Source organism: Flavobacterium sp. (genome assembly GCF_013823965.1).
Lineage (GTDB): Bacteria > Bacteroidota > Bacteroidia > Flavobacteriales > Flavobacteriaceae > Flavobacterium.
This window is the reverse complement of record NZ_PNNA01000033.1, coordinates 1-9,653: the sequence shown is the minus strand read 5'-3', so window position 1 is coordinate 9,653 and position 9,653 is coordinate 1. Positions and strand designations below refer to the sequence as shown.

Annotated in this window: 10 protein-coding genes; 3 read left to right on the top strand and 7 right to left on the bottom strand. The window is 37.5% G+C overall.

Annotated elements, in window-relative coordinates; genetic code table 11:
• On the top strand, positions 1-373 hold a 373-nt coding region (locus tag C0430_RS03895; RefSeq protein ID WP_290865683.1), incomplete at its 5' end, for a Smr/MutS family protein.
• Between the two features lie 133 nt (positions 374-506).
• On the opposite strand, the gene C0430_RS03890 is transcribed toward C0430_RS03895, so the two are convergent.
• Positions 507-1,460 carry a hypothetical protein gene (locus C0430_RS03890; RefSeq protein ID WP_290865681.1) on the bottom strand — a complete coding sequence of 318 codons (954 nt, stop codon included), beginning with the start codon at positions 1,458-1,460 and terminating at the stop codon, positions 507-509.
• Positions 1,461-1,640: 180 nt separating this feature from the next.
• Here C0430_RS03890 and C0430_RS03885 point away from each other — a divergent pair, with 180 nt between their 5' ends.
• Positions 1,641-2,567: an EamA family transporter gene (locus C0430_RS03885; RefSeq protein ID WP_290865680.1), complete on the top strand. Its 927-nt coding sequence runs from the start codon at positions 1,641-1,643 to the stop codon at positions 2,565-2,567.
• Positions 2,568-2,663: 96 nt separating this feature from the next.
• Positions 2,664-3,788: a cysteine desulfurase family protein gene (locus C0430_RS03880; RefSeq protein WP_290865678.1), complete on the top strand. Its 1,125-nt coding sequence runs from the start codon at positions 2,664-2,666 to the stop codon at positions 3,786-3,788.
• Between the two features lie 43 nt (positions 3,789-3,831).
• Here C0430_RS03880 and C0430_RS03875 read toward each other — a convergent pair whose 3' ends face one another.
• The 6 genes from C0430_RS03875 to C0430_RS03850 form a co-directional block, all read right to left on the bottom strand.
• The gene (locus tag C0430_RS03875; RefSeq protein WP_290865676.1) at positions 3,832-5,235 is read right to left on the bottom strand and encodes an alpha-amylase family glycosyl hydrolase; all 1,404 of its coding nucleotides are present in this window, start codon (positions 5,233-5,235) and stop codon (positions 3,832-3,834) included.
• 83 nt (positions 5,236-5,318) lie between these two features.
• A complete protein-coding gene (locus C0430_RS03870; RefSeq protein ID WP_290865674.1) occupies positions 5,319-6,302 on the bottom strand; it encodes an MlaD family protein in 984 nt (327 codons plus the stop codon).
• Between the two features lie 8 nt (positions 6,303-6,310).
• The gene (locus C0430_RS03865) at positions 6,311-7,051 is read right to left on the bottom strand and encodes an ATP-binding cassette domain-containing protein (protein ID WP_290865672.1); all 741 of its coding nucleotides are present in this window, start codon (positions 7,049-7,051) and stop codon (positions 6,311-6,313) included.
• Between the two features lie 14 nt (positions 7,052-7,065).
• Positions 7,066-7,848, bottom strand: a complete 783-nt coding sequence (locus C0430_RS03860; protein ID WP_290865669.1) for an ABC transporter permease — start codon at positions 7,846-7,848, stop codon at positions 7,066-7,068.
• Positions 7,849-8,090: 242 nt separating this feature from the next.
• The gene (locus C0430_RS03855) at positions 8,091-9,002 is read right to left on the bottom strand and encodes a J domain-containing protein (RefSeq protein ID WP_290865668.1); all 912 of its coding nucleotides are present in this window, start codon (positions 9,000-9,002) and stop codon (positions 8,091-8,093) included.
• Between the two features lie 264 nt (positions 9,003-9,266).
• On the bottom strand, positions 9,267-9,653 hold a 387-nt coding region (locus C0430_RS03850), incomplete at its 5' end, for a hypothetical protein (protein WP_366559291.1).

The window sequence follows — 9,653 nt, the reverse complement described above, 5'->3', positions numbered from 1 at the left end:
CAATGTAGGTGAGGTTGCCAAGGAAAAAGAAATTCCAAAACCTAGAAGTTTCGTCAAGGAACGCAAAGAAAAGCACGAAATTTCGGCTCCGGAATTTGATTTGCACATCGAAAAATTGGTACCCAACAAGCGAGGAATGTCCAATTACGACATCCTGACTTTACAGTCGGAAACGGCAAAAAGGCACATCGAATTTGCCATCAGAAACCGTATTCCGAAGATTGTTTTTATTCACGGAGTTGGCGAAGGAATACTAAAATCAGAGCTGGATTTTTTGTTGGGACGCTATGACAACATCGCTTTTCAAGATGCCAATTATCAAAAATATGGATTGGGTGCGACCGAAGTTTTTATCAAACAAAACAGCAAATAATTTCGATTTGGCTCGTCAAAAATAGATGCATAAAAACAAAAAATAAATCGCAAATTAGCACATCAAACATTCAAAACAAGAAGGTTTAATTTGCGAATTTGCGGTAAAATGTATTTAGTATTGTTGCTGAATTTTAGTTGGAGGTTGTTAAATCGCCATAAGGAAAGCTGTCTCCAAGTTTGAAATCGCTGTTTCCTTTCTTTAAAACCACGTTTTTGAGAACGATGGTGTGTTTATAGGCCGTGGTTCCATTTTTTGTGGTAGTTACTTCAATTATACCGCCACTCACTGCATTCCATTCTTCGCTTATCGCCGGAAGCGCCGGAACAGTGGCACTGCAAAAATAGTCGTCAGTAAGCAATCCGGAAAACAAACGATAGGTAAGCCTATTGTTGATGGAACCAATTGTGGCAGTTCTAGGTTTGTTTAATGTTGTTTCCGTATTTACAATCAAAGCAGGATCTATGTTTTCTATGGTTAATCCTTCGTTACTGGTGCGATTGTACAGTAGTTTTGAACTAGGACATTGTACCACTTTTTGTTCAAAACCAAAAGGCAGCGCATTAGTTGGTTGTGTGGTATAATCGCCGAAAGGAAATGTTGTATAGACTTGGGTTCCTGAAGTTTTGTCAAACGTGATATTTTTGAAAACGATATTATGGTTGTAACCCGTAATTCTAGTACTGTTGTCTGTTGTGTTTGTTGATTTGACTGTGGTCGTAATTATCTGTATTTTTCCGGATGAGGCAGTCCATTGATCTGTTACATAAGGCAATGCTGGAGGAATCGTGTTGCAAATATTTTCTGACGCAATAGTTCCGTTATAAAAACGATAGACTACTCGAAAGTTTGCATTATCAATGTTAATTATGGTAGGAGTTCCCGGAACTGTGGGTTCGTTTACAAAAGAATTTTTAGGAATTTCAAGCAGTAAAGCTTCTTTTTCCTTGAGTTTATAGATGATGTCATTGGTAGTGCAACTTTGTGTGTCAACATCTTCAAAATTAATTTTTTCCATGGTTAAATCACCATCATCACAACTATTAAAAGCCAATGCGCAAACCAATAAACCTAGAAATCGTTTCATTTTTATACTATTTCCAACAAAAGTAGAATTTTTAATTTGTTCCAAAAGCATTCTCCTTTAAAAACATGGTATTTAACATGAATTTTGGATTTTAATTTGAAATTTATGGAAACCTAAAAAGCGGATGTAAAATCCCAAGCGAATTGAAATCATTATATTTGCAACGATTTAATACTGGAAATGAAACTCACAAAATATTATTTAGCTGCTTTTTTCGCCTTTTTTATCTGGGGATTTTTTAGTTTGGCGCTAAAACCTTTGCACCATTATCCTTCTTTGGATATCATGTTTTACCGCGTGTTTTTCAGTGTGGTCCTGATGGTTTTGATTAACCTTGTTTTTCGTGGAAAAGTCCTTCGTAAAAATTGGATTCATTTCAGTAAAATGCCCCAAGAACAAAAACGAAGAACCGTAGTTTTGACTCTTGGTGGCGCTTTGTTTTTGGCTTCAAATTGGTTTGTTTTTATTTTTGTGATGAATCACGTCAGCGTAAAAGCGGCCTCATTGGCTTATTTGATTTGTCCCATTCTTACAACCGTCATTGCCTTTTATATGCTCAAGGAAACTTTGTCAAAAGGGCAGTGGATTGCCGTGATGATAAGTATTTTGGGGTGTGTTTTATTGTCGTTGAATCATTTTGAGGATATTTTTTTTAGTTTGGTAGTGGCGGCAACTTATGCTTTTTATTTAGTAAGTCAAAGAAAAAATTGCGAACTGGACAAATTCTTGGTATTGACGATTCAATTGCTGTTTACGGCTCTTATCTTGCTTCCTTTTTATCCAAAATACAGCGGGACAATTCCAACGGAACCATTGTTTTACGGCTGTTTATTAATCATCGTTGTCTTTTTTACCATCATTCCCCTGTTTTTGAATCTGTACGCTTTAAAGGGAATAAATTCATCCACTGTGGGCATCATGATTTACATCAATCCGATAATTAACTTTTTGTTGGCCATATTCTATTACAACGAGCAAGTGAGTGTGTTGCAGCTGTGTTCTTATTTCCTGATTTTGGTTTCAATTGTTGTTTTCAATGCAAAATTAATTTTTTCGAAAAATCAGAAAGTGGCGCCATCACGACGAAATGTTGCCAATAAAGTTTAATTTTATAACATGAAACGCCCACAAGAATCGTCATTGACAAAAGGAAAATGGTTACAGACGTTCCATCTTCCAATAAAAAACAGATAGTATAAATAGATGAAAAAAGTATATCTCGATAACGCCTCCACCACGCAACTTCGTACGGAAGTCGTTCAAGAAATGACCAAAGTATTGGCCGAAGATTATGGAAATCCATCGTCAACGCACAGTTTTGGTCGAAACGCCAAAAGTATTTTGGAACTTTCCAGAAAGATTGTCGCCAAATGTTTGCATGCTGCAGCCCAAGAAATTATCTTCACTTCTTGCGGAACCGAAGCCAATAATTGGATACTTCGCTCGGCCGTCAAGGATTTAAAAGTGAAGCGAATCATCACCAGCAAAATAGAACATCATGCGGTTTTACACACCGTTCAAGCCTTGCAAAATGAATTCGATATTCAAGTGGATTATGTCGCAATCAGGCCAAATGGCACCATTGACATCACGGATTTAGTGGATTTGCTTTCGCAAGAAACGAAAACCTTGGTGAGTTTGATGTACGTGAACAACGAAATTGGAACTGTTTTGGATTTGGATAGAGTGGGACGAATTTGTGAGCAACACAATGCCCTGTTTCATTCTGACATGGTGCAAGCCGTTGGGAAAATCGACATCAATTTGCAGCATTTACCAATAGATTTCATCTCGGCCAGTGCACATAAATTTCACGGACCCAAAGGAACAGGATTTGCTTATGTCAAGAAAAATTCAGGTTTGCAGCCTTTGTTTTATGGCGGTGAACAAGAAAAAGGTTTGCGTCCCGGCACCGAAGCCGTTCACCAAATTGCAGGAATGGCAAAGGCATTGGAACTTTCTTGTGCCAATTTAGAAATCGAAAGAAACCATATTTCCGATTTGAAAAAATATTTGATCAGCCAGCTTGAACTAGAATTTCCCGATTTTGAAATCAACGGAAACCAAGATGGAATTTATACTATTTTGAATGTGCTGTTGCCTTTTTCCGATGATAAAACTGCGATGATTTTATTCCATTTAGACATGAAAGGAATTGCCGTTTCGCGTGGCAGTGCTTGTCAATCGGGAAGCATCAAACCATCACACGTTTTGGCTGAAATGCTTTCGAATGAAAACTTGAAAAAACCAAGTTTGCGTATTTCTTTCAGTCATTTCAATACAAAAGAAGACATCGATTTGTTGATTGAAGGGCTGAAAAGTATATAAAAAATCCGCTTGAAAGCGGATTTTTTATGCCATAAACTATTTGTTATTTTACTAAAACCAAGTACTTCCAAGGTGCCAATGCAATAACATCATCGCCTTTCAAGACATATTCCGCATTTGAAAATAGTTCTTTGTAAGTTCCTTTTTGGTATTTGGAATTGAGTTTTACAGTAACCGGTTTGTCGCTGTAATTGATGATTGGAATAACCTGATTTCCGTTTTTGCTTCTTGAAAAAGAAAGCACTTGTTCGGGTTTGTCATTAAAAATTCGGATCATTTCACCGCCATAAGCACCGTTCCACAGGGCTTGATTTTTATGTTTTAAATCGAATAATTTGGTGTAAATAGCCGTAAAAGGATGTGATGTCCATTCAATCAAGTCTTTGTCGAAAAACTTCAAGGAACGATTTAATCCTGCTTCCTGACCGCTATAAACTAAAGGCATTCCGTTGACGGTACAGGCCAAGACCATCGACGCTTCGAGTCCATCGCCAAAATTAGAATATTGGTTACCTTCCCATGAATTCTTGTCGTGATTTTCGGTAAAAGTCATTCGGTAGGCGTCTTTTGGAAAAGTGCTCACGTCATGCGCCATGTATTCAATTAAACCGGCCAAACTTTTGTGGTCTTTGGTCACGGCGTGCATTTTGTCCCACAAACTCCAGGAATACGTCATGTCAAAGGCCTTTTTATGCAAATCACGTGATTCCCATTCGCCAAGCATAAAAACAGGTTTTATTTCGTCTAATTCGGCTCTGGCATTTTCCCAAAAATCGACCGGAATAAACCCGGCAACATCACAACGATAACCATCAATGTCAGTTTCTTTTACCCAGTATTTCAAGGCATCGGTCATGTATTTTCGCAATTCGGGGTTTTCGAAATCAAAGTCGATAATGTCTTCCCAATCGTACCAAGGCGTTGGTTGAAAATTGCCTTCGGGTGTTTTGGAATACCAATCCGGATGGTCTTTTGCCAAGGCATTATCCCAAGCAGAATGGTTGGCAACCCAATCCACGATGACGTGCATTCCCAGACCGTGAATTTTTTTGACCAATGCTTTCAAGTCTTCCAAGGTTCCGAATTCAGGATTCACGCCATAATAATCCTTTACGGAATAGTAGCTACCCAGAGTTCCTTTTCTTTTTTCGACACCAATGGGATTTATGGGCATCAGCCAAATGATGTCGACGCCCATTGCTTTGAGCCTTGGCAAATGCGATTCAAAAGCTTTGAAAGTTCCCTCAGGAGTGAATTGGCGCACGTTTACTTCATAAATCGTGGCATTTTTGCTCCATTCCGGGTGTTTTATTTCCACGTAATTTTTGGGTTCGTATTTGGAAAGATTCTCGAGATTCGATTCTGTTTTTTTATTCTTGTCGGATGGGTTGCAGCTGCACAAGACTAGCAACAGTAGGGAAGTGACTGTTTTTTGGAGTGAATTCATGAATTAAAAGTTTTTGAAAATTAAATGTATAGTTTTTTTCAGGATTTTAAAAACGAAATGATTGTTTTTAGACTAATAATCGACTACTTTTTATTTTCTTTCGCTTTTTCTTTTTCTTTTTCTTGTTTTTTGAAATAACCTTTAAAGAGAAAATTATGTTTCATGGCTTCCATATTTTCGTTCAACTTGGCACTTGCTTTATTGATGTTTGTCATTGTGGAGTCTATTTTTTCGACTAATTTGGGGTCATTGGCGAGATAGTTAATGCTGCCTTTTCCGTCTTTGATATTCAGAATAGTTGCATTGAGATTTGCTATCACCAGTTTTATTTCTTTAGTTGACAGGTCTAAATTAGTCACCATGTTTTTTATTTTATTGGCTACAGCCGAATCCTTTATGACACCAACCACATTGTCCTTGTTGTCCAATGAAGTCACGAGTTTGTCTATTTTAGTCACTGTTTCTGAGGCTCCTTTTGTGGTTAATTTTAAATAGCGCATAGTTTCTTTTAAGTCTTTGGCCATGAGGGTGTCTTTTAATAACAAACTCAATGGACCTTTTCCATCGTTAATTTCATTGGTAATTTTGAGTAAATTAGAAGTCAGTTTAGCCGCATTTTTATTGGTTATGCTAAGGGTGTTCAACATGTCTTCAGTTCGTATCCGATTGTAGGAATGAATCTCGTCGCCAGGTTTTACAGAAGCCTCGTTTCCATTTCCGGGAATAATGCTTATAATCATGTTGCCTACTAATCCATCGGAACTAATCGTGGCTATGGCATCTTTTTTTATGTAAGGAAAAATGGCTTTGTCTATCATCATGTCCACACGAATGGTGGTATCGTTTATCATTTCAATTCCTCGAACCGTTCCCACGCTTATTCCTGAATAGCGAACATTGTTGCCTAATTGCAATCCGTTTACGTTGTTGAAAATTGCTTCTAGATGATTCGTTTTTCCAAACATTTTTTGCTTGTCGCCAATAAAATAAATGGCAAGGATGAAAACCAATAATCCAATGATGACAAACAAGCCAAGGCGTATTTTTTGTGATGTTGTTTTTTCCATTTTTTTTATTATTTAAAGAATGCCTGTATTTTAGGGTCGTTAGAAGCAATTAACTCTTCGAAAGTGCCTTCTGCATAATTAATGCCGTCAACCAACAAAATCATCCGATTCGAAATGGCTCTCGCACAATCCACGTCATGGGTAATAATGATGGACGAGGTGTTGTATTTTTTTTGGATGGATTCCATCAGCAACAAAATCTCTTTTGCCGTTATGGGATCCAATCCTGTTGTGGGTTCATCATAAAGAATAATTTTAGGTTGGAGAATCAAGGTTCGTGCAAGGGCAACTCGCCGTTTCATTCCGCCCGAAAGTTCTTCCGGCATCAAGTTTATGGTATGTGCCAAACCCACATTTTCCAGTGCTTCCATAACCAATGGCGTGGTATCTTTTATGATGCCAAACTTCTTGGTGTGGCGTCTTAAAGGGAATTCCAGGTTTTCCCTGACGGTCATCGAATCATAAAGCGCGCTTCCTTGGAAAAGAAATCCCACTTCGGTTCTAAGTTCGTCCAGTTCCTCGTGTTCGAGCGTATTGATTTCTTTTCCCATTATGATGATGGATCCATTGTCAGGTTCTTCGAGTCCAATCAAACATTTGATCATCACTGATTTTCCGGAACCCGATTTCCCCATAATGACCAAGTTCTCGCCTTCGACCAAACGCATATTGAAACCATTCAAAACGTGATTGTCACCATAACTTTTTTTCAAGTCCTTGATTTCTATGACGGTTTTTGGATTGTCCATCGGTGCATTGTGTTTTATAAATCGTAAAAAATATCAGTTACAAAAACGGCAATAAAGTCAATAATGAAGAGCAACATCGAGGTGAAAACCACGGCAGAATTAGCAGCAAGTCCAACGCCCGCTGTCCCTTTTTTACAATTATAACCCTTAAAACAACCCACTAATCCTATGGCAAAGCCAAAGAAGAAACTCTTGATTGTGGCAGGAATTAAATCGCCAAACTCGAGTGCGTCAAAAACCTGGTTGTAGTACAATAAAAAGGAAACATTTCCTTTTATGTTTTCGACCAAATAAGAACCATAAATTGCTATAAAATCGCCAAACATCACTAAAATAGGCAGCATGAACGTGGTGGCCAAAATTCGGGTAACCACTAAATATTTAAAGGGATTCGTGCCCGAGACTTCCATAGCGTCAATTTGTTCCGTAACTCTCATTGAACCTAGTTCGGCTCCAATTCCGGAGCCAATTCGTCCAGCACAAATCAAGGCAGTGATGATGGGACCAATTTCTCGAATGATGGAAATACTCACCATGGACGGCATCCAGGAAACAGCGCCAAATTCCTGCAAGGTAGGTCGTGATTGCAATGTAAAAACCAATCCGATGATGAATCCCGTTACGGCAACCAAAAGCAAGGAACGGTTCCCCATATAAAAACATTGGCGAAGGAATTCCCTGTATTCTGAAGGACGCTTGAAAACTTCTTTAAAAAAACGACCAGCAAATTGGGCAAGTTCTCCAATATCAAGCAAGAAAGCCTTGATTGATTCGATTATTTTAAAAATAGTATCCATCTAAAAAAGGAATTAATTTTTAAGAAAAAGGGCTTCTCAAATATACGAATAATCTACTGATTTTCAGAGATAGTAAATGTGTTTTATCTGCTTTTTGGACTATTTTATTGAAGAAATAAGGAGTTTCATTATTTAAATCAAAAAGTCATCAATCAAGGACTTTTTTTTTATGTTTTGATTTATGCAATTTTATTGGTAAAACGTTGATTTTTTGTCTTTTAAGGAATTAAAAGCAGTTTTATTTATGGTGTAGCTTTCAACTTGGCCAATTCCTCAAATAATTCTTTTTCTTTTTCGGTAAGTTTGGTTGGTAACACGATTTGGTAGGTAATGTATAAATCACCAAAAACATCTTCTTTTTTATAAACAGGAAATCCTTTGCCTTTCAGTTTTGCTTTGGTTCCGTTTTGGGTTCCGGGCAATACTTTCAGTTTTACTTTTCCGTCAAAGGTGTCAACGGTAATTTCGCCACCCAAAATGGCGCTGTATAAATCTAAATCCACGGTGGAATAAAGATTGTGATTGTCCAATTTGAATTTGGTTTTATTTTCAATGGTGAAAGTGATGTATAAATCACCTTTTGGGCCGCCATTTCGACCTTCGCCACCCATTCCGCTGATTTTTATGACTTGCCCATTTTCGACTCCTGCCGGAATGGTCAGCCTAATATTTTTGCCGTTGATGGTCAATTCCCTTTTTTGGGTGGTGTAAACGTCTTTCAAGTCAAGATGCAATTCGGCATTGAAATCACCTCCTTTAGAAGCCGAGGTTCGACTTCTTCCACCTGTGGAACGGCCACCAAACATGGATTCAAAAAAATCGGAATAATCGCCGCCGCCAGAGAATCCTTCGAAACCGCCAAATCCGCCTTGTTGTCCGCCACGGCTTCGGGATTGTTGTTGCTGTCTTTGTTTCTCAAATTCTTCGGAATGTTGCCAGTTTTCGCCGTATTGATCGTATTTCTTGCGATTTTCAGGATGGCTCAATACCTCGTTGGCTTCATTGATCTCCTTGAATTTTTGTTCGGCTTCCTTGTCGTTTGGGTTTAAGTCGGGATGGTGTTTTCGGGCGAGTTTTCGATACGCTTTTTTGACATCGGCATCCGTTGCGTTTTTGTCGACTCCCAATATTTTGTAGTAGTCTATAAATGCCATTTTACATCGTTTTTCTAATTGCTGTTGTTGAGATTAGTTTTATAATGTGGTCCAACATTCAGATGTATTCCTTGGTTTGACATACAAATGACTGTTATTTTTCAGGCTTGTTTCTACCATCAAATTTAATCATTTTTACCTTGCCAAAAAAGGAATAAAGTATTTTGTTACAGTGAGTTATAAAAATAAAAAAAGCTCCATATCGGAGCTTTTTGTAAAAGTTGAATTATAATGAATTGTTCAAACGCTTTATAGGCAAAGATTTTAATTTATCGTTAAATTCACAGTTATAAATTCAGTTGAACTTGATTTGAATTTTAATATATAATTCCCGGAATTTTGTGTTTTAAAAACATAATTTGTTTTTCTTGTTGGAGCATCCATTGTGCAAACACAGCCTTCATATCTTGCTTCCACTTCAATAGTTTTAGTGTTACCACTTCCATTTTCTATGAATTTTCCAAAATTGCCACAACCATTGTCGACTCCAAAACTAACTTCAATGTTAATGTTTTCATTTACGGTTCCAGTTGAAGGTGAGTTTATCGAACTTACATACGCAATTTTATTTTCGATGCAGTTATTTTCTTGATCTTCTTTCGAACAAGAAAAAATCACCAATAATAAGACACTTAATATTAATTTCAATTT